The 25,305-nt window shown below is 66.3% G+C and carries 21 protein-coding genes and 4 pseudogenes; 11 read left to right on the top strand and 14 right to left on the bottom strand.

From position 1 onward, the window contains the following. Positions 1-186: 186 nt before the first annotated feature. Positions 187-819, bottom strand: a complete 633-nt coding sequence (locus OG780_RS11560; RefSeq protein ID WP_326785087.1) for a hypothetical protein — start codon at positions 817-819, stop codon at positions 187-189. A gap of 223 nt (positions 820-1,042) precedes the next feature. Continuing rightward, positions 1,043-3,250: a RecQ family ATP-dependent DNA helicase gene (locus tag OG780_RS11555; RefSeq protein ID WP_328447303.1), complete on the bottom strand. Its 2,208-nt coding sequence runs from the start codon at positions 3,248-3,250 to the stop codon at positions 1,043-1,045. Between the two features lie 132 nt (positions 3,251-3,382). Here OG780_RS11555 and OG780_RS44630 point away from each other — a divergent pair. The 7 genes and pseudogenes from OG780_RS44630 to OG780_RS11520 all read left to right on the top strand — a co-directional run. Further along, positions 3,383-4,063 (top strand): annotated as a pseudogene (locus tag OG780_RS44630) (DUF4192 family protein); the annotation flags it as partial. A 418-nt stretch (positions 4,064-4,481) separates the two neighbouring features. Further along, positions 4,482-5,616 (top strand): annotated as a pseudogene (locus tag OG780_RS11545) (IS3 family transposase). A gap of 184 nt (positions 5,617-5,800) precedes the next feature. Continuing rightward, a complete protein-coding gene (locus tag OG780_RS11540; protein ID WP_328447301.1) occupies positions 5,801-6,043 on the top strand; it encodes a hypothetical protein in 243 nt (80 codons plus the stop codon). Further along, positions 6,040-6,765, top strand: coding sequence for an RNA polymerase sigma factor (locus OG780_RS11535; protein ID WP_328447299.1), 726 nt, complete (start codon positions 6,040-6,042; stop codon positions 6,763-6,765). The genes OG780_RS11540 and OG780_RS11535 overlap by 4 nt, the downstream gene beginning before the upstream one ends. A gap of 2 nt (positions 6,766-6,767) precedes the next feature. Continuing rightward, positions 6,768-7,040, top strand: coding sequence for a hypothetical protein (locus tag OG780_RS11530; protein WP_328447297.1), 273 nt, complete (start codon positions 6,768-6,770; stop codon positions 7,038-7,040). A gap of 12 nt (positions 7,041-7,052) precedes the next feature. Continuing rightward, on the top strand, positions 7,053-7,892 hold the full coding sequence (locus OG780_RS11525) for a hypothetical protein (protein ID WP_328447295.1): 840 nt from the start codon (positions 7,053-7,055) through the stop codon (positions 7,890-7,892). Between the two features lie 3 nt (positions 7,893-7,895). Continuing rightward, positions 7,896-11,969 carry a tetratricopeptide repeat protein gene (locus tag OG780_RS11520; RefSeq protein WP_328447293.1) on the top strand — a complete coding sequence of 1,358 codons (4,074 nt, stop codon included), beginning with the start codon at positions 7,896-7,898 and terminating at the stop codon, positions 11,967-11,969. A 51-nt stretch (positions 11,970-12,020) separates the two neighbouring features. On the opposite strand, the gene OG780_RS11515 is transcribed toward OG780_RS11520, so the two are convergent. Beyond that, entirely contained in the window at positions 12,021-12,788 is a 768-nt protein-coding gene (locus OG780_RS11515; RefSeq protein ID WP_328447291.1) for an IS5 family transposase, read from the bottom strand. A 300-nt stretch (positions 12,789-13,088) separates the two neighbouring features. Between OG780_RS11515 and OG780_RS11510 the strand changes: the two genes are divergently transcribed. Then, a complete protein-coding gene (locus OG780_RS11510; RefSeq protein WP_328447289.1) occupies positions 13,089-13,670 on the top strand; it encodes a hypothetical protein in 582 nt (193 codons plus the stop codon). A gap of 245 nt (positions 13,671-13,915) precedes the next feature. Here OG780_RS11510 and OG780_RS11505 read toward each other — a convergent pair whose 3' ends face one another. From OG780_RS11505 to OG780_RS44620, 3 genes are all read right to left on the bottom strand, one after another. Further along, entirely contained in the window at positions 13,916-14,683 is a 768-nt protein-coding gene (locus OG780_RS11505) for a hypothetical protein (protein ID WP_328447287.1), read from the bottom strand. 107 nt (positions 14,684-14,790) lie between these two features. Further along, positions 14,791-15,387 (bottom strand): hypothetical protein, encoded by a 597-nt coding sequence (locus OG780_RS44625; RefSeq protein ID WP_443062149.1) that lies wholly within the window; start codon positions 15,385-15,387, stop codon positions 14,791-14,793. A gap of 365 nt (positions 15,388-15,752) precedes the next feature. Beyond that, the gene (locus tag OG780_RS44620) at positions 15,753-16,067 is read right to left on the bottom strand and encodes a transposase (RefSeq protein ID WP_443062148.1); all 315 of its coding nucleotides are present in this window, start codon (positions 16,065-16,067) and stop codon (positions 15,753-15,755) included. 77 nt (positions 16,068-16,144) lie between these two features. Here OG780_RS44620 and OG780_RS11495 point away from each other — a divergent pair, with 77 nt between their 5' ends. After that, on the top strand, positions 16,145-16,447 hold the full coding sequence (locus tag OG780_RS11495) for a helix-turn-helix domain-containing protein (protein ID WP_328447285.1): 303 nt from the start codon (positions 16,145-16,147) through the stop codon (positions 16,445-16,447). A gap of 419 nt (positions 16,448-16,866) precedes the next feature. Continuing rightward, a pseudogene (locus tag OG780_RS11490) lies at positions 16,867-17,433 on the top strand (transposase); the annotation flags it as partial. 21 nt (positions 17,434-17,454) lie between these two features. On the opposite strand, the gene OG780_RS11485 reads toward OG780_RS11490, so the two are convergent. After that, complete coding sequence (locus OG780_RS11485; protein WP_328444927.1) at positions 17,455-18,696, bottom strand: IS110 family transposase; 1,242 nt, start codon at positions 18,694-18,696, stop codon at positions 17,455-17,457. 344 nt (positions 18,697-19,040) lie between these two features. Here OG780_RS11485 and OG780_RS11480 point away from each other — a divergent pair. Beyond that, positions 19,041-19,292: pseudogene (locus OG780_RS11480) on the top strand (transposase); the annotation flags it as partial. A 17-nt stretch (positions 19,293-19,309) separates the two neighbouring features. Here OG780_RS11480 and OG780_RS11475 read toward each other — a convergent pair. From OG780_RS11475 to OG780_RS11445, 7 genes are all read right to left on the bottom strand, one after another. Then, on the bottom strand, positions 19,310-20,353 hold the full coding sequence (locus tag OG780_RS11475) for an ATP-binding protein (protein ID WP_328447283.1): 1,044 nt from the start codon (positions 20,351-20,353) through the stop codon (positions 19,310-19,312). Positions 20,354-20,438: 85 nt separating this feature from the next. After that, a complete protein-coding gene (locus OG780_RS11470; protein WP_328447281.1) occupies positions 20,439-20,585 on the bottom strand; it encodes a hypothetical protein in 147 nt (48 codons plus the stop codon). Between the two features lie 668 nt (positions 20,586-21,253). After that, entirely contained in the window at positions 21,254-22,546 is a 1,293-nt protein-coding gene (locus OG780_RS11465) for an endonuclease domain-containing protein (RefSeq protein WP_328447279.1), read from the bottom strand. Positions 22,547-22,778: 232 nt separating this feature from the next. After that, positions 22,779-23,372 (bottom strand): hypothetical protein, encoded by a 594-nt coding sequence (locus tag OG780_RS11460; RefSeq protein WP_328447277.1) that lies wholly within the window; start codon positions 23,370-23,372, stop codon positions 22,779-22,781. Positions 23,373-23,659: 287 nt separating this feature from the next. After that, positions 23,660-24,385, bottom strand: a complete 726-nt coding sequence (locus tag OG780_RS11455) for an IS4 family transposase (RefSeq protein ID WP_328447275.1) — start codon at positions 24,383-24,385, stop codon at positions 23,660-23,662. Positions 24,386-24,426: 41 nt separating this feature from the next. Beyond that, positions 24,427-24,756, bottom strand: a complete 330-nt coding sequence (locus OG780_RS11450) for a hypothetical protein (protein WP_328447273.1) — start codon at positions 24,754-24,756, stop codon at positions 24,427-24,429. A gap of 132 nt (positions 24,757-24,888) precedes the next feature. Continuing rightward, positions 24,889-25,275: a hypothetical protein gene (locus OG780_RS11445; RefSeq protein ID WP_328447271.1), complete on the bottom strand. Its 387-nt coding sequence runs from the start codon at positions 25,273-25,275 to the stop codon at positions 24,889-24,891. Positions 25,276-25,305 lie beyond the last annotated feature (30 nt).

Genomic DNA, 25,305 nt, shown 5'->3' with positions numbered 1-25,305 from the left:
CCCCCTGCTCGCTGTGCGACCTCCTGGCCGCCGAGCATGGGTGCGCCCCGGACCCGAGCCACACGTTCGTGCCGCGCCGACGCACGAGCGGTACCACCCGTACCGCCCCGCCCTGATGTCCGCCCGGCCGAGCGTGTGCGGTCCGCCTTCCCCGGGGCGGGCCGCCGCCCACGACTCGCCCGCCTCTCAGCGGGCGGCCGCCCGGCGCATCACCTCGGAAGCGACGCCTCCGGTGCGGGGCAGTGGCGGCATCACCTCACCCACGTAGAACTCCGGCGCCGAGTCGGAGTTGGGGCGGCGTCCGCCGCGGCCCTCGCCCAGAACCTGCCAGCCGTCACGTGTCAGCGTGATGTACGCGCCGCACCGCAGTCCGTGGAGCGTGCAGGCATCGCGCAGTCCCCACATCCAGGCCCCGTCCTCCTCCGTCCAGCGCGCGTCCCCGTCCCGGCAGTACAGCAGTACGGCCGTGCGCGCGGGAGTGCGGCGCCGCAGGTCGTGCGGGATGACCCGGCGCAACTGCGCGAGCAGCGCGTTGCGGAACATCCAGCCGTCGGCGGGTGCCGAACGCCGGGTGAAGGACGCGCTCGCCATCAGTCGCTCGTCGTGGTCGAGCACTGCGACGACCGCGGTCGACGGTCTGGGCCGGTGCCGGGCGTGAAGGCCGCTCACGACCTCACGGGGATCGCGCAGAAGCGGAATTCCGGCCGAGGCCCATTCGGCGGGTTCCAGCATGCGGGTCAGTGGGTTGGTGGAAGCGGCGGACAGGTCGGGAGACGTCGACATGGTTGCCGCCGAGGACGGAGCGAATCCGAAGGTCACGGTCCTCCCTTCGGCTACGTGCCCATACAGCGGGCGGGGTCGGACTTGGGGGATGGCACGCCGCAGCAGAGCCCTACCGGACCACGGGCAAACCGTGCGGGGAGCGGAGCTCAATTCTTCCTGTCGAACTGGAATGCGGCAACGAGCAATTGGGACCACGGACCGCTTTCAGGCGATTAGTGGCTTATATACCTGCCCGGTGTTTCGAATCGCGACACGCGGGTCACGCCTGTACGGCGAGGACCAGCGGCAACACTGCCTGGGCACCCGCTCTGCGTAGCATCCGCGATGCCACCGCCAGCGTCCAGCCCGTGTCCGTGGCATCGTCCACCAGCAGTACCGGACCCTGTGCTTCTCTCAGGACGTCGGCCAGCCGCGGCGGCACGGTCAGGGCCCCGTCCAGCGCCTTCAGTCGCTGTGCGCTATTGCTCCGGGAGATCTGGGCCGCCTCGCCGACGTACTCCACGGATCCCAGTAGCGGCAGTCGGCCGATCTCCGCGATCCGCGCGCCGAGCGAGTGGATCAGCTGCGGCCGTGAGCGCGAGGCGATGGTCACCACGCCGACCGGGCGCGGCTGGGCGTCGGGCCGCCCCGAGGCCCAGCCGCCGGGGCCCTTCGCCCAGTCGGCCAGGACACCGACCACGGCTTGGGCGACATCGTCCGGAACGGGCCCGTCCGGAGCTTGCGGGGTGAGCATCGGCCGCAGCCGGTTGCCCCAGCCGATGTCCGAGAGCCGCCCCAGGGCACGTCCCGGAGCGGCCTGTTCGCCGGCCGGGATGCGGCCCTTCAGCTCGACGCCGACCGCGGCCAGCCCGGTCGGCCACATCTTCCGGGGCTCGACCTCGACGCCCGCGCGGTCCAGCTCGCCGTTCGCCGCGTCCAGCGCGGCGGCGGACACGGATGCCTGGAACCGCCCGCCGGCACAGTTGTCGCAGCGCCCGCACGGCGCGGCGCCCTCGTCGTCCAGCTGCCGCCGGAGGAACTCCATGCGGCAGCCGGTCGTCGACACGTAGTCCCGCATCGCCTGCTGTTCCGCCGCCCGCTGTTTGGCCACCCAGGCGTAGCGCTCCGTGTCGTACATCCAGGGCATGCCCGTGGAGATCCAGCCGCCCTTGACCCGGTGCACGGCCCCGTCCACGTCGAGCACCTTGAGCATGGTCTCCAGGCGGGACCTGCGCAGTTCGACCAGCGGTTCCAGCGCGGGCAGGGAGAGCGGGCGCTCGGCCCGGGCCAGTACGTCCAGAGTGCGTCGCACCTGCTCCTCCGGGGGGAAGGCGATCGAGGCGAAGTACTCCCAGATCGCCTGGTCCTCCTTGCCCGGCAGAAGCAGCACCTCCGCGTGCTCCACACCGCGGCCCGCGCGTCCCACCTGCTGGTAGTAGGCGATCGGGGAGGAGGGGGAGCCCAGGTGCACCACGAAGCCCAGGTCGGGTTTGTCGAAGCCCATGCCCAGCGCCGACGTGGCGACCAGCGCCTTGACGCGATTGGCGAGCAGGTCCTCCTCGGCCTGCTGGCGATCGGCGTTCTCGGTCTTCCCGGTGTACGACGCCACGGTGTACCCGCTCTGGCGCAGGAACGCGGTGACCTCCTCGGCCGCGGCCACGGTCAGCGTGTAGATGATTCCCGAGCCCGGCAGGTCGTTCAGGTGCTCGGCGAGCCAGGCCATCCGGTGCGCGGCGTCCGGCAGCCGCAGCACGGCGAGACTCAGGCTCTCCCGGTCCAAGGGGCCGCGCAGAACCAGTGCGTCGGTGCTCACGCCGGTGCCCAGCTGCTCCGCGACATCGGCCGTCACGCGCGCGTTGGCCGTCGCGGTCGTGGCCAGTACCGGGGTGTCGGGCGGGAGGTCGGCGAGCATGGTGCGCAGGCGGCGGTAGTCCGGCCGGAAATCGTGGCCCCAGTCGGAGATGCAGTGCGCCTCGTCGACCACCAGCAGACCGGTGGCCGCGGCCAGTTTGGGCAGCACCTGGTCGCGGAAGTCGGGGTTGTTCAGTCTTTCCGGGCTCACCAGGAGGACGTCGACCTCGCTCGCCGCCACCTCGGCCTGGATGGTCTCCCACTCCTCCGTGTTGGAGGAGTTGATCGTCCGTGCGCGGATTCCGGCGCGGGCCGCCGCCTCCACCTGGTTGCGCATCAGCGCGAGAAGCGGCGAGACGATCACCGTCGGCCCGGCACCCGTCTCGCGCAGCAGCGCGGTCGCGACGAAGTACACCGCGGACTTGCCCCAGCCGGTGCGCTGCACGACCAGCGCTCTGCGCTTGTCGGCCACCAGCGCCTCGATCGCGCGCCACTGGTCCTCGCGCAGCCGTGCCTCCCCCGCCCGCGCGCCGACCAGGCGGGCAAGGACGGCGTCGGCCGTGGCGCGGAGGCTTTCGCGGGAGGCGTCGTGTGCGTTGTCGGGGACTGGTGTGGGTCGCGGGTCTTCGTTGGTCATGGCTCCATGCAACCGGATGGGTCCGACAAAGCGCGAACGAGCCGTCGAGCTGTGGACAACTTCTGGCGTGATCATGCAGACCGTTATCCACAGGCTCAACCGGAATCTCGCGATCCGCGAGATGGTCGCCGCATGACGAATCACGACGAATCGACCGGTACGTCCGGCGACAAGAACATCAGCGCGGTCGGTGGACGCGGCGGGAACCCCGGGAGCGACCGATCCGGCGGCGAAGGCGATCAGAGCGGCCGGAACGGGTCGGGCGGCCGCGCCGCCGACGGGTGGGACGGCCTGGACGGCCCGTCGGCCGACGCGTGGAACAGTCCGGACGGCAGGTCCGGCGACGGATGGGACGGTCCGGACAGTCGGACCGGACGCGCGGGCCGGGACCGGCCGGTCCGTCAGGCCGGCCCGGAGGTCCACGACGGTACGGCCATTCCCGGCGGGCTGCGCCACGGAGGCGGTGGGGGCCGTGCCCGCGACAACCGACACGGGGGCGGTGTGAGCCTCCCGGGCGGGGAGCATCAGGTGACTCTCCGTACTCCGGCAGAGCTGGCCGACGCGCTGCCCTATCTCCTCGGGTACCGCCCCGACGACAGCATCGTGCTGGTCGCCCTGCACGACCGGGAGCGACGGGGCCGCTTCGGCGGCCGGGCCCGACTCGGTATCCCGGCCCATGCCGAGGACTGGCCGTCCGCCTCCGATCAGCTCGCCCAGGGACTGGTGAAAGGGAGCGAGCGCCGAGGCGCCCGCCCCGAGAGCATGGTGGCGTACCTGTGCCAGGAACCGGACAGTTCTCGGGAGGTCGCCGATCCTGAGGTGAACTCGCAACGGAGTCCTCGCAGCTCAGTGGCTATGAGCCGGCACGGTATTGATCGCAACATGTGTGGCGCAAGGCATGTGGGTCACCTTCACTCGTCCGTGGCTGTCCGCAGAGGTCGACCGCTGGCGTGCTCGTCAAGACTGCGTGTCGAGGTCGGTCATCTGATCGGGGTATCCCCGGAGCGGTGCGGATGCGGGGCGACCGTGCAGCCGGCGATGGGGTCAAACGCCATATCTGGCCGCGCAACCCCTCACCAGGCCATGGTGGCCTGCGTAGATCCTTCGCCCCGATTGCCCGGCAGCAGCACAGATGTGACCGTGTGCACGCTATGCGAGCCCTGCGCTCGGCGGGTCTGCCGCACGATCGGGTGACATCTTGCCCTGTGGGGCGAGTGGGAAGGATGTCGCTGTGCCCAAGCCTTATCCCGAAGAGTTCCGCGAGGACGTCGTGCGGGTCGCGAGGAACCGTGGCCCGGGAGTAACGGTCGAGCAGGTGGCCACCGATTTCGGCGTCCATCCGATGACGCTGTGGAAGTGGATGCGCCGTGCGGACACCGACGACGGATCCAGGCCCGGGGTGACCGGCCAGGAGAGCGCGGAACTGCGGGAAGCGCGTCGGCGGATCAAGCTGCTGGAGCAGGAGAACGAGGTCCTGCGTCGGGCGGCGGCCTATCTGTCGCAGGCGCATCTGCCGGGAAAAGGATCTACCCGCTCGTGAAGGAGCTGGCCGCAGGCGGGATGCCTGTCGCGGTCACGTGCCGGGTGCTGAAGCTCGCCAGACAGCCCTACTACCGCTGGCTCGACAAGCCGGTGGCCGACGCCGTGCTGGAGCAGGCGTATCGCGCGAACGCGCTGTTCGATGCCCACCGCGACGACCCGGAATTCGGCTACCGCTTCCTGGCCGACGAAGCCCGCAGCGCGGGATCCGGCATGGCGGACCGGACCGCCTGGCGGATCTGCCGGGACAACCACTGGTGGAGCGTGTTCGGCAAGAAACGCGGCAGGAGCAAGAAGGCCGGCCTGCCGGTGCACGACGACCTGGTCCGCCGTGACTTCACCGCGGATGGGCCGAACCAGCTGTGGCTCGCCGACATCACCGAACACGCCACCGGTGAAGGGAAGTTGCATCTCTGCGCGATCAAGGACGTCTTCAGCAACAGGATCATGGGCTACTCCATCGACGGCGGATGAAGTCCCGCCTAGCCGTGACCGCCCTGCACAACGCCGTGGCCCGGCGCGAACACGTCGACGGATGCATCCTGCACAGCGATCGCGGATCGCAGTTCCGGTCCCGAAAATTCGTGCGCGCGCTCGATCGCCACCGGATGGCCGGATCGATAGGGAGAGTCAGGGCAGCCAGCGACAACGCGGCCATGGAGTCCTTCTTCAGCCTGCTGCAGAAGACCGTCCTCGACCGCCGGAGCTGGACCACCCGCGAGGAACTGCGGATCGCGATCGTGACCTGGATCGAGCGGACCTACCACCGACGCCGCAGACAAGCCGCACTCGGCCGGCTGACCCCGTCGAATTCAAGACCGTCATGACCGCACCGGCCCTCCAGGCCGCGTGACCGAACCTGTCACCCGCACCAGACCCGTTGACAACACCCCATGATCGTTATTGCTGCTTTCTGTCGGGCCGTTCGTCATAAGAGCAAAGGCACATGACGCGTGACGAAGGCGACGGTGTAGACCTGTGGATCTGTCAACTCTCCCACCGTGGGCGACGGTGCTGCTCGGCACAGTGGTGATTGTCGTCGGGGCAGCGGCCCGACCGTCGGTCGCGGTGCTCATCGAGCGGCTAGGCCAAGCGCGTTCGAACGCCAAGATCGCTCGCGAGCAGCGTCGCATGGCTATGCTGGCCACACAATCCACCATGAACCTCACCCACTCTGTGGCGGGCGGTCCTGAATTGATCATCCGCCACCAAGCCCCGTGCCCGAAGCAGTCCGCCGACCTGGAGGAACGATGAGCGCGGAACCTGAGGCTGCTGACGACATGCCGGAGCCGGGCGAAGAACAAACGATCCAGTCCACCCCGGATGGCCTCCAGCCGCGCCGGTTCCGTGACGTCGCAGCCGCGCCACCGGCCGACTGGTCTATGACGCTGCACAGCACGAGCCGTAGTTCATCGGAGGACAGCGTCCTGAGCGAGTCACGGCTTTCGGGCACGACATGGTTGCCGATCAGTCCTGCGCCGAATAATGTGCCCCTCGTCACAAGCTGGGGGGACTTCTTCTTCCAGTACTACTCGAAGCTCTCGAACCAGCTACAGCCATATTGCTTCGGAGACGAGATAATGGCTGAGGACATCCTGAGCGAGACTTTCCTCAAAGTGCTCAAGATGGCGAAACCGCCCGCCACCTACGACAATCCGTACGGCTGGTTCCTGATGGTTGCCCGCCGAGTCGCCATCGATCTGTCCCGCAAAGAGGATCGCCGGACCACCAGGGAACGGGACCGTGAGCTCGCCCTGCCACCCATAGCAGACGAGGTCGAACGCCTACTCTTGGAAATCGAGGTCAAAGCTCTCCCCGAACCAGCATGGAGAGTGATCTGGTACCGGTACATCCTTGGCTACGACCGGAAGACCGTAGCCAAGATCATGGACCGGTCACTCAGGTGGGTCGACGAGCAGAACCGCAAAGGGCTTGGCCACCTCCGCCGCAACCGTTCACAGGCCGAGGAGCGCTGACCATGACTTACCCAGACGAGATGAATGCCAACGCCGACGAGTTCGTCCACGCGCAGCTGATCAGCCTCAAACGACGGTTGACCGACCTCAGCCTGGACGCCCTGACTCGTGGATACGGGCTAGTGAAGGACGAGACCCCGATTCACGACATCGACGCCATCGTCGCAGAGATCGCGGCAAACGTTGACGAGCGCCGCAACCAGCGCCTCAAGGACCAAAACGCCGAACCGACGCTCGGCACCGCGGCGGATCATCAAGCACCGAGCAAGGCTTGAAGTCAACTCCTCATGAACGAGCAGGACCCACTCACCGAGCTTCGCCGCGTACTTGACGAGTACGCGGTGAGCCGCGATGCAGTGCCACTACTCAACGACAGGCTTCGGTCCCGAGCCAATCAACTCATCAGTCTGAGCGGAATCGATCGGGACGAGGCCCTAGCCACGGTCGGTCTCCTGCACTGGCATCGATTTTTGCTGATGCCGAGCCCTGACGACGAGGCAGACCTGGACCGCGCGCTCGCACTGTTCGCCCAGATCTCGAAGACGAGGCAGAATCTCCTACCAGCGCCGATCTGCCAACTGCTCGCATCGAGGGCAGCGAAGTGGCAGCAAACCGGCCTAGTCATATGGAATGTCAGACATTGGGCACTGCTGGCCTCGGACACGCTGGCGGGATACCGCGAAAACCCCGATCCACAGTTGATCGACACCGCGGTCACATTTCTCGTTCGAGCCCGCACGGCAGCTTCCGGTCGGAGCACTAATGGCCTCCGAGCGCTCCGCCCTAATCCGGCGGACACCGTGGCGGCTTTGAGGGTCGCGGTCGATCAAGCTCGTGCTCAGGTAGCAGTTGCCGATACAAACCCCCAAATCCTGTGCCACCTATGCCTCATGCTCTACGACCTGTACGAGCTTTCTGGCTCGGTCGCCGATCTGGAGGAGGCCGTCAGGGTAGCCCGCACGGCCGCCACCTGCTCCGCCCAGACGAGCATTGCCACGCCGCTACTGACGAGTTGTTGTCTGGTCCTGCTATGCAGTTTCCGGTCCAACCACGATCGCCGGATTCTTGCCGAGGCAATCCGCTGGCTTGAAGAAGCCATCGATGCTACGCAGAGCGACGAAGGATAAGGCATGGCTACCGGGCTGGTGATAGACGGCAGCGGGTTCGACTTGGTCGTTGATGACCGGCGGATAGGTCCCCGTCGGACGTTGCAGGCCGCGGACGTCGAACTGCTCAATGCAGTTGCCGGCCAGTATGTGGATGCCGTGCGTGGCGGCTCCAAGGACCAGGCGCTGCTCGCGGTGGGACGCGAGTTGTATCAGTGGCTCGATGGTGACCTCGGTCAGCTGACGGGTCTGCTCGATGAGGCGTCGGCGCCGCTGGTGTTCGAGGTCCGGGCGCCTGCGAGGCCGTCCGCGGCAGCGTGGGCACTGCTGCGGGCCCCGTACGAGCTGCTGGCCGCCCCCGGGGGCGGGTTTCTTGCCGAGGCGCCGGAGTTGTTCGCCGTGGCGCGTCGGCTCGGTCAGCCGAGTCCGGCGCAGGCCCTGGACGGGTACCGGCTGGGGGTGGCGTTCATGGCCTCGGCACCGCGGGGCCAGTACGAGCTGGACTTCGAGGCCGAGGAGATGGCCATCCTCAATGCCGTCGGGGAGACGAGTCTTGATCTCGTCGTTGAGGACTCCGGCAATCCCGCGCGTCTTGGCCGGCATCTGTCCGAGTTGGGCGGGATGCCGGTGGTGCATCTGTCGTGTCACGGGCTGCACAACTGGCGCCCGGGCCCCGACAAGCCGGCCACTCCCGTCCTGCTGATGGAAGATGATCTCGGGGACGGGCGTCCGATGAGCGCGGAGGCGCTGGTGGGTCTGTTGACTCCTCGGACGCGGCTGGCGTTCGTGTCGGCCTGCCTGACCGCCACCGGTGCCGACGTGGCCGGGCATGTTCCCGCCGGCGCTGGCCACCGCGGCGGTCAGATAGCCGAGCCCGGCGTGCCGGTGGTGCATTCGATGGCCACCGGACTGGTGGCCGCCGGGATTCCCGCGGTCATCGGCTGGGACGGCTCGGTCAGCGACCAGGCCGCCACCCGTTTCGCCGAACGCCTGTACCGGCAGCTCAGCCGCCGTGTCGAGGTGGCCGTGGCGGTCGCCGAGGCCCGCCGTCACCTGCTGGCCTGTCCGGATGAGCGCCTGCGCTCTGAGTGGCACCTGGCGCGGTTGTGGCTAGGGCCGGCCGGTGGCGGTCCGCTGGTCGCGGGAAACCGCAAACGTCAGATGGTGCCCCCGCACCATGTGACCAAGGCGTTCCTGGACCGCAAGCACCAGCTGCCGGTCGCGGCCGTGGAAATGTTTGTCGGCCGCCGCCCGGAGATGCAGCGCACGCTGCGGGCCCTGCGCGGCGGGCAGAAGGCTGGGGCCCTGCTCCACGGGCAGGGCCGGCTGGGCAAGTCGAGCCTGGCCGCCCGGATCGCCGACCGTCACCCCAACCGGGCCGTGGCGGTCGTGTTCGGCGACTACACCCCGACGGCAATCCTCGACGCCGTCGCCGACGCCGTCACCACCAACCCGGCCGCCCGCACCCTCATCGAAGCCAGGCGCGCCGAGGTCCGCGACCAGCCGGAGCGCCTCAAGCCGCTCCTGATCGATCTGCTGGCCGGACCGTGTTCCCAGGAACTCGACGACGTCGGCAAACCCCTGCTGCTGATCATCGACGATCTCGAACAGATCCTGACCGCCAACCCGGATGGCCCGCACCGGGTCGACCCCGGGTACGCCACCGTGCTCGCCGACGTGCTCTCCGCTTTCGACCCGACCATCACCGACAGTCGACTGCTGGTCACCAGCCGCTACACGTTCACTCTCGGCGGGCTGGAGCACCGGTTGGAACCGGTCCAGTTGCAGCCACTGTCGCCGGCGGCCCGGCGCAAGCTCCAACGCCGCCAGCAGGACCTCGCCCCGGCCGAGCACCTGGCCCAGCGCGCCGACCTGGCCCGCCGGGCCCTGGAGGTCAGTTGCGGCAACCCCGGGCTGCAGGACCTCATCGGGCTGCGCCTGGTCTACAGCGACCAGGTCGACCGGGCCCGCGCCGAGGCCGCTGTCGCCGGCATGGAGACCTACCTTCACCAGGGTGATCTCCCGGCCGACAACGCCGACATCGGCGAGTTCCTGGAGAACCTGGCGCTCGACACCCTCCTCGACCAGGCCGGGCCCGCCCACCGCGACCTGTTGCGGGCCTGCACCCTGTTCACCCTCCCGGTCCCGCAACCCGTCATCGACACCCTCGCCGCCGCTGTCGGCGGATCGGCGTCCCGCCTGTGCGGCCTCGGACTCCTTGACAACTTCCCCTACCAGCATCGCCCTGACGTCCCGGCCTTGACCGTCAATGCCCTCGCGGCCGGACGCCTGGCCCCTCTCACCCCCGACGAGCGGACCGCCCTCGCCACCGTGGCCGTTGAACCGCTCTACGCCCAGTGGGGCGGTGCCACACCCCGCCCCGCCCGCGGCAGCGACCAGGACCTGCAACTGACCCAACTCGCCCTGGCCGCCGACAACCCGACCATCACCGCCGACTGCGCCGCCGAGGCCGTGTCCGCCCTGCGGCAAGGCCCGGCCTCCACCGCCGCCGAGCTCGGCCACCACGCGATCACCCTCCTCGACCGCCACCACCACGAGGTTCCCCTCACCCTGCTACGGGCCGTCGCCGACGCGGCCGTCACCAGCGGCGACGGCGACCACGCCGACGCCCTGCTCCACCGCGCCGTCCAGCAGACCCGGACCAACGACCGGCACACCGACCCTGCCGGCCACGCCGCACTCCTCTACGACCACGCCAACCGCCTGATCACCCGCGGCGAGGTCGACCAGGCCGAGGACCTGCTCCACCAGGCCCGCCAACTCTTCACCGACACCGGTGACACCCGCTCGGTCGCGGTCACCTGGGGACAGATCGCCGACATCTACCAGCAGCGCGGCGAAGTCGACGAAGCCCTGCGCATCCGCCGCGAGGTCGCCCTGCCGGTGTACGAACGCATCGGCGACGCCCGCGAGGCTGCAGTCACCTGGGGAAAGATCGCCGACATCGTCGAGCGGCGCGGTGAAGTCGACGAAGCCCTGCGCATCCGCCGCGAGGTCGCCCTGCCGGTGTACGAACGCATCGGCGACGCCCGCGAGGCTGCAGTCACCTGGGGAAAGATCGCCGACATCCTCCAGCGGCGCGGTGAAGTCGACGAAGCCCTGCGCATCCGCCGCGAGGTCGCCCTGCCGGTGTACGAACGCATCGGCGACGCCCGCGAGGCTGCAGTCACCTGGGGAAAGATCGCCGACATCCTCCAGCGGCGCGGTGAAGTCGACGAAGCCCTGCGCATCCGCCGCGAGGTCGCCCTGCCGGTGTACGAACGCATCGGCGACGCCCGCGAGGCTGCGATCACCTGGGGAAAGATCGCCGACATCCTCCAGCGGCGCGGTGAAGTCGACGAAGCCCTGCGCATCTACCGCGAGGTCGCCCTGCCGGTGTACGAACGCATCGGCGACGCCCGCTCGGCTGCGATCACCTGGGGACAGATCGCCGACATCCTCCAGCGGCGCGGCGAAGTCGACGAAGCCCTGCGCATCTACCGCGAGGTCGCCCTGCCGGTGTACGAACGCATCGGCGACGCCCGCGAGGCTGCGATCACCTGGGGAAAGATCGCCGACATCCTCCAGCGGCGCGGCGAAGTCGACGAAGCCCTGCGCATCTACCGCGAGGTCGCCCTGCCGGTGTACGAACGCATCGGCGACGCCCGCGAGGCTGCGATCACCTGGGGACAGATCGCCGACATCTACCAGCAGCACGGTGAAGTCGACGAAGCCCTGCGGCTCCAGCTCAGGCGTCTGGAAATCAACGAGCGGCTCGGCGACATGGACGGCATCGCAGCTGTCAACTGGGACCTCGCACGAATCGACCTGAGCCGCCAAGATTTCAACGCGGCAGCACCGAGGCTGGTCACCTCGTTTCAGCTTTTTCTGAAGCTCCAACGCGCGGATGGCATCGCGGTCGTCGGGGCTACCTTGGGACAACTTCTACTAGCCGCAGGTGAACGCGAGCAGGCCCGACAGGTGTTCCAGGCGAGCCGGGCGGCCGCCGCCGAGATCGGTTTCGACGCCATAGACCAGCTTGACGAGCTACTGAAGGCCAGCAGCGAGGGAATCGAGGGGGCAGCACCATCGAGTTAGTCGGGGCAGCAACCGAGGACGTCGAAGTCGCCGGACAATGAGCTCTTTCCATCATCGGCCTGAGCTCGCCAGATGCAGGGTCAGGACGGCTTGGACCAGGCTTGTGATGCGGGTGGTCGAGCACCGCAGTTTGCGGAGGAGTCGCCAGGACTTGCGGGTGGCGACGGCCTGCTCGACCAGGGCCCGGATCTTGGCGTGGGACCGGTTGACGGTCTTCTGACCGTCGGAGAGCGTCTCCCAGCGTCCCCAGTACGGAACGCGGACTGTGCCTCCGGCACCTCGGTATCCCTTGTCCGCCCAGCACGTAATGCCGGCGTCCGTGAGCATGCCGACGATGCCGTGTTCACGGGCGGCCCGGACGTCATGGACAGCGCCGGGAAGAGCCGGCGATACCCACAGCAACCGACCGGACGGATCGGCCAGAACCTGCACGTTCATCCCGTGCTTCTTGTGCTTCCCGGAGTAGAAAGGGCGGTCCGCGGTGATCCGGTCGATGGGCAGCAAGGTGCCGTCCAGCAGTACAAACGCCTTGGTCGATGCCGTACGGGCAGCCTCCTCGAGGGTCGGGGCGAGTGCGGCCAAGAGGTCGACAGCCTCGGCGACGTATCGGTAGGCGGTGGTGGTGCCGATACCGAACCCGGCCGCGAGCTGGGCATAGGGCTGGCCGTTGCGGAGGTGGGCGAGTGTGAGCAGAGCCTGCCGGCCCGGAGTCAGGCGCCTCCATCGACTACCGAGCTCCCGGCGGTGTTGGCGGAGCTTGGCGGACAGGAAGCGCAGGGCAGAGCTGGACACGTCGACGCCCGACGGGTACACAAGCACACGAAGCCTCTGGAGGAGACGGATTTCTTGGTCGAAGACCCGTCTAGCAGGGGCTTCACCTGTCTGTCAGCCCAACTGGCTTACGCATCTGCCGGGTTGGAGTCGACTCAGTTCCTCAAGACCCAGGTCGGCGGCCTACTCGCGACGGACTTTCTCCACCTCGACACCATCGGCCTGCACTGCTTGTACGCCCTGCTCGTCAAGGCATCGTGGGAGCCATGCCGACGGCCGCCCCTCGGCATCGGAGTCCGCCGATCATTCCAGGCGACAGTCCGGACCAAGGGGTGGCACCATGCGGCCATGTGCGAAGACTGCCTGGCCGGCTACACACGCTGTGTCCACGTCACCGCTGATGCCACCGACGCGTACCGCCAGGCCATGCGGCTGTGCGCGCTGATGGAACACCGCGGCGAGGAGGCGGAACTGCTGACGCTCCTGGAGAGCGTCGACGAGGTCCGCCGAATGGCGGCGGAGCTGCCGAACTCCCGCTTTGTGCACCGCCCTTACCCTGGCGCCCGACCTTCTTGCGGCGCCGGCGGCTGCGAACCGGACGTGCCGGTCATGGACGACCGTGAACTGGAGGCACACCTGCCGCTCGAGATGTCGGCACGGTTCGCACCGGGGACGGCCGAGGACCGGGTCATCGCGGCACTGGGCGACAACGGCAACGCGGTCTTCCTCGTATGGCCGGGCCGCTGGCCGGACAGACCCGAGCACGGCCTGCACGGCTTCCGCCACGACGCGGTACAGGTCGCCTTCCGCGGCGACCACTCCGACCCTGCACTGCCGTCCGGCCGGCACGCGGTCCACGTCCACGTGTCCAAGGAGTCCGGCCACCGCGGCGTCGAGTATCTGGCTGCGCAGGCGGGCGTCCACCCGTGACCAACTCGGCGCTCGTGCACGCCGCCGTCCGGCCCGCATCACCGCACTCGTCCAAGCCGTCCTCGCCCTACATCTGACCAACTCAGCGTGAAGTTGGAAAGAGCTCACTGGCCACCGCAACATCGCTGCCGGCCTCCGTGACATTTTCTATGAGCCCTTCACGCGCCCGCTCAAACTCCTGAGTATCGGCTTACCGGCACCGCAGCAAGATCCCCACGTTTTTGAATCAGCTCTGGTTGATGCGGTCAGTCCAATGCCGCGCGTGCAGTTTTCTTGAAATCTCCATAAGCGTCGAACCAGCTTTCTCGCCTCGACGGGGGAGCGCTGAGGAATGTGACATAAGTGAGGATTGCCGATTTATTTGGGCCACCCCAGGCGTCGAACGCGTCGTTGAACTCTGACAGCTCAGGGTTCAGATAAGTTGACGGCTCGGTGCCGGGAGCGAGTAGTGACTGGCGCTCCAAGTGCTCAGCGCGAGCGATCAGCCTGACTGTGGCCTTCACGGCTCGGCTGGCCGGGTGTGACGGATCACCACCTGCTGTCTCGGTAGCGTAATCACGCGCATCAAGAGCGCGGCATCGAAGATGCGTTCGGCGCACGAGAGCCACCGATGCTTCCACGAGGTTTTCTGCTGCCGAAATTACCGTATCAGGTCCCTCCAGTTCGATAAGGAGATGAGCGTTGTTTAGCTCGACAGCATCCCTTTCGATTCGGTCTCGAATGGCAGTCCTATCGTAATTAATGTGCGAGATTTTCAAGAGTTCAATATCGATGTCACTAAGACTCCTTGCTTTCGTCAAGAAGGCAACGTATGCCTCGCGTCTGACTTCCCGGCGCCATTGGGAGTGGGCGGCGGAAGCTTGCTCCTTCGCCGCCTCGACGGCGGCCCGGTAGGTGGCTTCTGCCGAGTGGACGGTAGCCTCCATCTGCGATTTGGCACTGCGCGCTGTGGCCACGACGGTAACGGCTGCCACAGCGGCGGCGGCTATGGCGCCGACTCCTTGCAAATCCATGAGTGAGATCTTCGCGCAGCGGCTGTGACTGCGGCACACCGGCCTGCCGGAACAGACCGGTGGCGGGTACACTCAGGGTCCCTTGCGCGATCGAGATCTGTCCGGATTCATCCGGTGAGGCCGAGGGCGGTCAAGGATCTGCGGCAGTCGCGGGCGGTGCAGCGGAGGGCGGCGGCGATGCCGGTGCAACCGTTCTGACGGTGGACGCCGATGGCAAGGTTGCGCAGGCCGGCCATGATGCGTGGGAGGCGACCGACGCGGATCTTGGAGTCGTCCTCGCGGAAAGTGCGGTCGCGGACGTGGTGCAGGAGATTTTCAATCTCCCAGTGCCCTCCGATCCAGGCCGCGAGCTGGGGGCCGGTCGTCGCGCCGGGCAGCAGACCGGTGATCAGATAGACGCGCTCGATGCTGAAGTCCTTCCTCCAGCGCACGACTTGTAGAGCCTGGCGTGCGTCGGGGTGGTCGAGGTGCGCAAAGGCGACGGTCTTCAGCCGCCGGATCTCCAGGCGGTGGTGAGCGCAGGTGCGGTCGTGATGGTCGAGCGTGGTCTCGCGCCAGGTTAGGTGGCGGACTCGCCTCACCGGCCTGTTCGGCCAGGTGAAGCGCGTTGCGTCGTGGGGCTGCATCACCGTGCTGAAGCACATGTCCAACTTGACGCCCCTGCTCGGCTTCCACTGCTTCGAGCTGGTGCTCAGTGATGCCAAGCCCGTGGCCGCCCCCGTCCTGGAGTCGTTCCGCGCAACTCATACCTACCAACAACCCGACGCCACAGTCAGGTTGGAAAGGGCTCAATGTCTCGCTGCGGTGACCATGAGCTGGGCTACCCACCCAAACCGGCTCCGACAACCACTCCCGCCAAAAGGGGTGACGTACTGGTTAACCCATGATCCAACTCGCCGCCTCACCCACGAAGCCACCCACAACTGGCGGGATAGCTAAGTCAAATGAAACAGACAACCGAGAATCAAACGCTCACTTAGCGGTTCAGTTATTGCACTTCTGAAACATGAAAAAGGTAGCTGCGGCGCGCAAAGTTCACGTACGGCGTCGAGGGCCGGCGTGCAGCCGTTCACTGTTTATGTTCAAGTTCTGCTGCGAACAGGACGGCAGCTGCCTTAAGGATTCCGTTAAGGCGGCGCAGGTCAGCGTTCTCCTTCTCAAGTTGATGAACTCTGACGGTGGCGCCCGCGGCAGTTTCAGTATTTAGACCAGATTCCGCATCGGCTTTCTTAACCCAGTGCCGTAGCACCTCTGGGTGAACCCCCAACAGTTCCCCCACCTGTCGCACAAGGCCGGAGCGTCCGGGGCTGGCCGACCTCAACTCAATGACCATCCCGACTGCCCGCTCAATCAATTCTGGCGGGTACTTCCTCGGGGCCGGCATAGCGGCGTCCTCTCCAAGAAACTTGGCTTCGTCGACGGTCGCTGCTCAAACTCGACACGGCTGAAGCACAGCACGTCATGCCGATTATGCACAACTGTTCATGGCAGTCAAATGGGCACAGATGTCAAGTCAAGGTCGTGCCTCACCTTGATCCGCCTGATCCTCAACTCCACGCCTTCGGCATGCATGTGCGTCGGTTGCGTGAGGCTCGTGGGCTCACTCTTGAGGAGCTCGCCAGCAGAAGTGGCATGAGCTTCCGTGGAGTCGTCTACGTCGAGCACGGACGTCGCAACCCAAGCTTGACTACCTTGATCAAGCTTGCCCGCGGCTTGCACATCGAGCCATCCACGCTCCTCACGATCTTTGATAATGACGGCTGAAGTGCTGAGTGAACCGCTCCGGGTCTGACGGAGCGCTCTCCCTCAACTGCCGACGGCGGTTCTCGCAGAGCCCTTGGGGATCAGTCCGAACGGCCACCATCTGGATACAGTCCGGAGGCAACCGGGCTCGATGCGCCGCACAGCTCCATGATCGACCCCACCCTCCAACTGAGCCGCACAGCGGACACTGGAGAAAACCCGAGTGTTGACGGTCCAGCAGTCATATTGTTCCGGCCATGGATGCAGAGCAGTTGAAGCGTTCATCCCGCAGATAGATGAATGCCGCACTGGCGGCCTTGCCGAGGGCCCCGCGAGCCACGACTTCGCCGTTCACCATGCTGGAGTCGCTACGGAGCACCCGCTCAAGGCGTACCTCGCTAAGGCGGTGTCCTATGTGGTTAGGCGTCGTTGACTTCGATATGGGGCGGGGCACGTGGAGTTGGCTTGTTCCGGACGGACTGTGGGAGATCGCGAAGCCGTTGATCCCGCCGTCGAAGGTGCGGCCGCAGGACGGCGGGACGCAGGACATACCTGATGCGAAGCTGTTCGCGGCCATCGTCTACGTTCTGGTCAGCGACTGCGCCTGGCGGGCTCTACCGCCCCCCGCTTCGGCATCTCGAAGTCGACCCGCCCATCGCCGGTTCTTGATCTGGTCCCGTGCCGGGGTGTGGGGCCGGTTGCACCGGGCCGTGCTCGACAAACTTGCCGTCAAAGACCTAATCGATCTCTCCCGCATGGTCCCCGACACCGCCCACGTGAGGGCAAAAGGGGGCGAACTCGCAGGTCCGAGCCCCGTGGACCAGGGTAAGCCGGGTTCCAGGATGCATGTCCTGTCCGACCGGTCGGAACTGTCTCTCGTGGTCGGTGTCTCAGGTGGCAACACCCACGAGAGCCAGGGGCTCAAGCCCATGATCGCCGGGCTCTAAGCGAAACACGACCCCGATCGAGGCCGGCGTTACAAGCCTCGCAAGCTCCACGTCGACAAGACACCCCATGCAGCTATCGGGTCAAGCAGCAGCTGCTGGCGGTGTCCGTGAGATGACGGTGAAGGCGATCGTTTCGTCGAACTTCTGGCGGGTCGTCAAGCAGTGATGCAGTTGGCCGAGCATGCGGTTGAACAGGCGTCGGAGGGCTGCGTGGTAGCGATCACCGGTGTCTCTTCGGCGGTTGTAGTGGGCATGGGCCCCGGGTGAGGCGGTGAGGGCGGCGAACGCCCAGTGCCGTCCGGTCGCTGCCAGGCGGCTGTTCTTGATCCGCCGATGGCTGACGCGTCTGCTTTTGCCGGATTCACGGGTCACCGGAGCGCTTCCGGCATAAGCCTTGAGGTCCCGGCCCGTCGCGAACCTGGTGCGGTCGTCACCTATCTCAGCGAGCATCCGGGCGCCAGTGAGCACGGAAAGGCCGGGGAAACTTGTGATGATCTCCGCGTCGGGATGCTGAAGAAAGAGTTCCTCGGTGTCACGAGCGAGGTCCTCGCAGGCCCGGCATGCCGCGTCGAGCTGGGCGAGCAGTGCGAGTGTCTGACGCCCCATCGCCGTTTCCACCAGAGCCGGTTGGCGAAGCCGTGTCTCGCGGAGCACTCCGAGGAGTCGGTCGGTCTCGGTATCGATCCGACGCTGGCGGCCGGCCCTTGTGACGGCGGCTCTCAGTCGGCTGCGGGTGAGGCGGGCAGCCTCCGCCGGAGTCGGCGCAACCGCCAGGATCGCGCGGGCCTCTCGGGCAAGCAGACGCTCGCGTTTGTCCGCAAACGCCTCAAGGATCGCCGGGTAGTACTCACGGAGATGAGATCGGAGCCGATTGTGGGCTCGCGTGCGGTCCCAGACCGCGTCCTGCTGAGCTCGAGCCAGAACGGCAATCGCCCTGGCCAGATCGGAGTCGTTCGGCAGCGCCCGATGCTGCTCGGCGTCGGTCCGCAGGATGTTCGCCAGGACCAGGGCGTCGTGGTGGTCGGACTTTTTGCGGGAGACGACATGGCGGTCGCGATAGCGGGCCACAGCCATCGGATTGATGGCGTAGACCCGGCGGCCGGAAGCCCGCAGGCAGGCCACCAGGAGTCCGCGGGAGGTCTCGATCGCGATCGGGATCGGATCGTCCGGGCTGTCGCCGTGCTCGGCGAGCAACTGCAGCAGGTCCTGGAAGCCGGCCGTGTCGTCACTGATCCTGAGCTTGCCGAGCAGTCGGGCGTCGGAGTCGACCACCGCCACGTCGTGGTGGTCCTCCGCCCAGTCGATTCCGCAGGTCACGTGCAACGTGCGCTCCTCTCGAGCCTTCGCTGTCCCTCGGCTTCGAGCCGAGACGGGACCACCCGGCCACCTAATAGAAGCGCTCGCCGGCGCACCACCCCATCAGCCGTCCGTGGCCCCAGCTGAGCCCAGGGGCCTCGCTCTTGTGGAGAGCTCCACGGCTCCGGCTGATCGGGAGGTGGCCCTGGGAACGGCTCGAACCACGGCACGGTACGCCGACCGAATTCGAATCGGCAGAGGCTGGGTCTGCGTCCCTCTTGTCGAAGCGCTCCAGGCGCTGCATACAGACCAGACGTCGCACCCAGCCCCTGCCAGGACTGGCTCAACGGCCAACCCACAGCGCCTATTAGGCATACGACCAGCCCGATCTACGCAAATGGGTCTGCGGCAAGAGGATCGGCGTACGTATCGCCCGCAAGGGCCTCGAATCCAGCAAGCATTTGGGACGCCACCGTTGGGTGATCGAGCGCACCATGTCGTGGCTGTCCGGCTACCGCCGACTCAGCCCCCGCTACGAGCGAAACCCCCGAAGCTACCTGGCCTTCCTCGGGCTCGCAGCCGCACTGTGCTGCTACAAGCGATACGTCCGCCTCACCTCATAGGACGGTCTAAACGGTGGTCATTCCAGGGCTTTGGGTAGTTCACCTCGCCGAAGAAGCGCCCGGCCTGCCGCCAAAGTAGCGTGCACGGCGGGAGCAGTGATCGGGATCGATGACTCACCGCGACGCCGCACGATGCTGATGAAAGCACCTTCGACCTTCCCGTCCACGATTGCTCCGTGAACAAGAAACGGCTTGTGCTCCTCAGGCTGAGGCGGGATGTGCAAAACCACCAAATTCCCTCCCTCAACTGACACCATCTCAATGTCGAGATGGTCCGGCGGTGGATACAAGTGCTGTTCGAGTGCGGTCTGATAATTGCGGAGGGTCCGGCCATCCACCGGCACGGGGCAGATACTACTGATGATCTCGCCACCGGGGACTTTTTTGCCCCGCATACCGACCACAACGATCCCGCCGTGTTCAGCATTAGCAAATCGGGCGACGGCCTGCGCGATGGAAATCTTTCCCGAAGGAGACTGCAGATCGTAGTGGTCCCTTTTTACGTCGAGCCACGGCCCTTCCTCCTGCCCGATCAAAACCTTCCCATGGCCAGAACGAAGAAGATTGAGAGTTGTATCGCGGGTCAGCTCTCCGCTCTCAAAAGCTTTCAACAGAGCTAGAGCACCTTCGCCGACCTTAAAGAAATCGGCCAAGTCTCGTCCACGCGTTGAACAAGATATCTCGATATTCCAGACAGTTGGATGAGTGTAATCAGGGTCCCACGCGACAGACTCCACCGACGTCCTGCAGCGCTGCAGGTAAGGAGTCAGGACGGGCACGAATACATCGGTTGCCACATCCTCATCGATATCATATTCGTCAGAGGCGTGACTGACTGAGACAACCATTTGTCCTGCAGAAAGCCTGAATGAAACAGGCTCTCTATCGGAATACTCCCAGTCAACTGAATCATCACGAGTGACATTAACTACGACGTCGCCACCACCCAGCACCTGCCTCAATGCCTCTTTCAACTCACTAGGGCGCATTCCCTGAAGATCATCGAGGTAGAGGAGGAAGTCATCAGTATCGAATCCGCGACGAGACTGGCCGTCGGCCAAGATGAGTGCGTGTCGATCCCGACTGAACCTAACTGATTTGATTACGGCCATGCGATCTACCCCATCCTGTTGCTCGAACCCGCCGCTAGCTGCTGGTGCCCCGGCGCCGGAAAAGCCGGCGCCGGGGCAGAGCGGACGGGTCTAGGACCGGCAGCAGCGCGGCGTGGAACGCCGCCAGCGCCCGCCCCACCCCTTCGTCGTCCTTGTAGTTGGCGGTTACCGCATCGAACACGTCTCCCGTTGCCTCGGCGAGCGCCTGCTCTGGCCGTCTCGCCAACGGTGCGACAGCAGCTCCCAGGCGGCTGAGCGGCGCGACCAGCCCTGCCGCCGAGAGTGCACTCTCCCGATCCCACTGACTGATCACCTCGGAAGTCCTTCCGATCCCGGCGAGACTCCGGTTAAAGGCCTGATCCTGATTGGACCGCGCCCACTCTGCAGCTCCCTGTGTCACCGCGTGCAAAAGCATGGTCAGTCGCGGCCTCCAGCCGCCCATGAGGTGATCGTTCACACCGCCCGCCGCTTTCAGTGAGAGCACGGCCGCGAGCAGCTCATCTGCCTGCGCCTGCAACTCTGCCCGATCAGCAGCCCCTTGTGCCCGGGCTTCCAGCGACGCGTCAGACCCTCAGTCACCCCGGAGCTGAGACCGAGACGACCAGGCCACCAGCGGCACCGAGCGCCGCCACCACGAGATCATGGTTCATGCCCCTCCTGGCACCCTAAGAGACCCCATATTTCCCCCCACGCACGGTGAGTCGGCCGAACAGCCTGGATTCTTTTCAGGGTGAGGGTCCTGGCGAGGCGTCACGGTGCCACACGATGTCCCGGGGCCGCCTCCGGCCCCGCACCACGCTGCTGCTCCGGTGCGGGACCTCACTCGCGTATCCGCGGGAGGTCAGATGCTCATGCACGCGCTTGTGTGTCCGACGCCGCTTGCGCAGGCACGGTCACAGTGCCTGGTCGTGCGGCGAGCGCCTGGTCGACGAAGTCCCGTACGAGCGCCAGAGTGTCGGGCACCGTGACCTCCTTCGTCCACGTCGTGCTGTGCTGCCAGCATTCCAGCTCGAAGCGGTGTGCCCCGTGGGCGAGTTCCACGTGCCGGGCCCACGGCCGGTATCGGCATGGCCGGCTGCGGTGGCGGTGGCGCTCGCTCACCTCCAGATGCTTCTGGACGAGGGCGACGTGGTACCGGCCGGGCAGAGTCAGCCCTTCCAGGCAGCCCCGGCACTCCAGGAGGTGCAGGGCGGCCCCCTCCTTGTCCTTGAGGAAGTGGCGTGGGGAGCTCTTGCCCTCGAGGGTGTTGCAGCTGCCACACAAAGGCCCGCGCAGATAGCCGTGGTCGTGGCAGTGATCCCACGCCGCCGCCCGGGTCTCGGCACACAGCCGGCACAGGTAGTCGTCGGCACGGATGCTGCGCATGCGGCGCGAGTCGTACAGCACGCCGCGCAGATGTCCGGTGTACCGCTGGAAGGTGGCACCCGAGCACGGCGGACACAGGGTGACGTAGCCGAGCGGAGCCTGCGTGCGCCAGCCGCCCCAGCGAGGGCCCTGCGCGCTGCAGCGGGAGCACGTCCGGGCCCGGCCGACCAGGTCTTCCTCCACCTGCTCCCAGCGGTCCAGGAGCTCAGCGTAGGCCCTCGGCAGAAACAGGCTGCCGCCGGAGTGGATCATCAGATCCAGCGGCCGGGTGTTGGCGATGTTCTGCCGGTGCCTGGCCCCGCTGCGTGCCGCGACGAACTCGTCCCATGTCAGCGTGCCAGGCAGCCCGCTGGCCCCGAGACGTCTCCAGCTGTCGTTCCACTCTTCGTAGGGCAGTGCCTCCTGATGCTTGCGGCGGGCCTCCCAGAACAGCCATGACGCGATCTGGGGCCGCCAGGCGGCCGGCCCGCGGTACCCCATGCCCTGGTCGTCGCCGTCCGCGGCGTCGAAGTAGGCGGGCAGGTGCATCTCCACGACGTCGTCGGCGTCCAGGCGGAAGTCCGCGAACGTCTGGGCCGCGCGGCGAATCTCGCGTTCGTCGTACGTCCACTTCGACTTGTTCTTGAAGCAGCGCACCGCGATGTCGCCAAAGACGACATGGCCGTGACGGCGCACAAGAGCCATGTGCAGGAGGTCGTCCGGGTCCAGCGGAACAGGGGAGCCGGCGGAGATGTCCGCGAAGAAGGTGAGGGCGAGCTTGGGGCTGATCTGGGCCATGGCCGGATGGTGACAGCGGGGTCTGACAACTCCCACCCCGTATTCGTGCAGACGAGCGGTTTATCGTGCGTCCGTTCGGGGGTGGTCCGACCCCGCCTCACGCACCGATAAAGTGATTCACTCGCAGCGAAATACAGGATGGGCCATGACGGCGAATTTCGAACAGGCAGATGGCACCGGTTCCCGCTTCCCTGGGCGGGAACCGGTGCCATCTATCCACCTAGCCGCAAGCCTATTTGTTCATCACTCTGTCTTGAGCGTAGGGGCCACGGACAGGCCGAAATCGGCGAGGGTGGGCGTTCCAGTCGCGATCGAAGACCTCTCCGTGGGCCTCGTTCAGGAGCAGTGACCAGTCGGTTTCACGAACGAATTCCTTGCGCTCGAAATGGGCGCTCCACCACACCAGGTCGGCGTAGGTACGGATGCGTTCGGTCCCGATTTTGTAGGGAATGCCAACTCCGTTGGCCACCCAACGGGTATCAAGGCTGTCGAGCTTGTACCAGCAAGCGTAGTGATGGACTTGCCACTGCGCGGGCCATGGGGCGCCTGGGGAGCCAAAGCTCTCGAGACGGACCTGGTCGTGGATGGTCGCAGCGTCACCCAGCGCTTCCAACTCGCGAGACCGATCAAATCGGTCCAGAGTCCACTGTTCATAGGCTTCGCGTGCAGCTTGGTGTTCGTCCGAGCTGATCCACACCATGCCGGTTTCTGGCTCCACCGTGCCGCCGCAAGAGCCGCACAGTGCGATAAAGTCAGAAGTGCCTTGATTATCCAGGTTTAGTACGTGGCGTCGAGCTTCAGCGTAAGATTCGCCGGTCTCGGCCACCCTCTGTCGGATAGCCTGCTTCCGCTGCCTGTCTTTCGTCATCGCTAGTCCTGCCAGCAGGTTCCCACGCCCCCACTGCGATTTGGAAGACCAGTGCGGACGTTCAGTTCGTGCGAGTCCAAGACCCTTGTCCTCGTTGCCGTTCGCAGCGTGGGTGCAGATCGGCTCGGAAGCGGGCGCACACGGCCGCCACTAGGCGGTGAGCCTAGCATCAATACCAGTGACTTAGCGTCTTTTTCGGGGTCCTGACGTGCGGAAACGTCGACGGGCAGGCTTCTCGGCAGTCGTTAAGTCACCGGTATTGCCGGCGGCACGAGGTCTTTACGGACCCGCCACAGCAGGTCCGCCCCCGTCGCCGCGGCTGTGTGCCACAGGTCCACGCCGTAAAAGCCGCGGTCGGCCAGCAGCAGCATGCCCGGCCGCACAGACACCAGGACCGCCCGGGCCAGAGCCTGCTTTCCGGTGCGCAGAGCTCCGGCCGCAGCGCCGAAGACGGCATGGGTGCCGCACTCCACGAGGCCGACCATGCGCAACTGCGGGCAGCCGACGTCCTGCTCGCCGCGCCCGGAGCGGGGCGGACGGCCGAACACCTCCACGTTCGCCTTCGTGTCGGGCAGATCGAACGTGGTGCCGTCGATCGCGGTCAGCCGCCAGCCGCGATAGAAAGCGCCCTGAGTATCCGGTGTGGCAACCGGACAGCACACCCGCGCAAACAGTTGCCGCAACGGCGCCGCCCCCAGCCGGGACCTGGCTTTCCAGATCGCCGCCGTACTCAGCACCACCCACGATGTGCGCCAACACCTCGCACCCCGTAGCCCCGGGGTCAGCAGCCGCGCGACCTCCTCATAGCTCTGCCCCGAGAACAGGCACATCGCCAGCACGAAGTAGACCACCAGCCGGGCCGGCAACAGCCGGTTCCGCTGCTGCACTCGGCCCGTCTCTGCCAGCACCTCATCCACCAGTGACGGAGGAAACGCCTGTGTCAGCACCCCGACCGCGACCCGGTCCGACAACCGCTCACCAGATGGCTTCAGTTGACCCGCTCTTGGCACATCTACATTGCAGCGAGCTCGCGGTCCCACTTCGCACCGCCGACACGCCGCGGATTCGCGGCTGCCTCCTGGCGCCAGTACTGGTAGTCCTCGACGTCGGACGTCACGGCCTGGGTCCAGAGCTTGCCGCGCCGCCAGAGGAAGTTGAAGAAAAGACACAGATCGGTGGTGTAGTTGCGCTTGGTCTCGCGGGTGTACCTCGAGAACGGAGCGCTTCGTACGTAGAGACCGATCAACTCATCGACCCGGTAATCCGGCGTGAGCAGAATTGGATCCCCTGGCCGTACCCCGGCCAAGGCTTCCCGCTCGGCGAGGTCGTTCCACTCAGCCATCACGGGCAACCGTAACGGGATCTTCACAGGAGCTCGTGGTACCCAAAAGACACGCCACTCTGGCACTAAAGGTTGTCCCGTAACTGCGAGCCGCTGCCCTCCCTCGGCGGTGGGTCGCGACGTGCTCCCTGATCAGCCGAAGATGAGGTCGACGTTCTTGTCCACGCAGGACCGCAGGACGGTGACCAACTGACTGACGTCTTTGATGCGCCGTCGCAGGACAGGGTCGCTGGGGTCCGGCAGACGGTGATCGAGGATTGTTGCTTCCAGACGGGGCAGCATGGCCGCGCATTGAGCGGGCGTGAGGTCGGGGCCATCGTCGTCTGGATGGTTGAGGAGTGGCTCCAGCGTGGTGGAGACGCTGGACCAGTCGCGGTCTCCGCCGAAGCCGTCCATCTCGGCGAGCGCGAACCCCTCGGTCTGGGCCAGCCACTCCCTGAACATCCCGAAGCCGGTGTAGGACCAGGAGGCGTCTGGACTTGTCACGTCGTCGTCACCTGGGAAGAGCATCAGCCCCATCTCGACCACCCTCCTTGCTGGGCGCCCAGG

The organism is Streptomyces sp. NBC_00386, assembly GCF_036063235.1.
In the GTDB taxonomy this organism is placed as follows: domain Bacteria; phylum Actinomycetota; class Actinomycetes; order Streptomycetales; family Streptomycetaceae; genus Streptomyces.
Note: the sequence above shows the minus strand (reverse complement) of the source record. Positions and strands in the feature narration are given on the sequence as shown.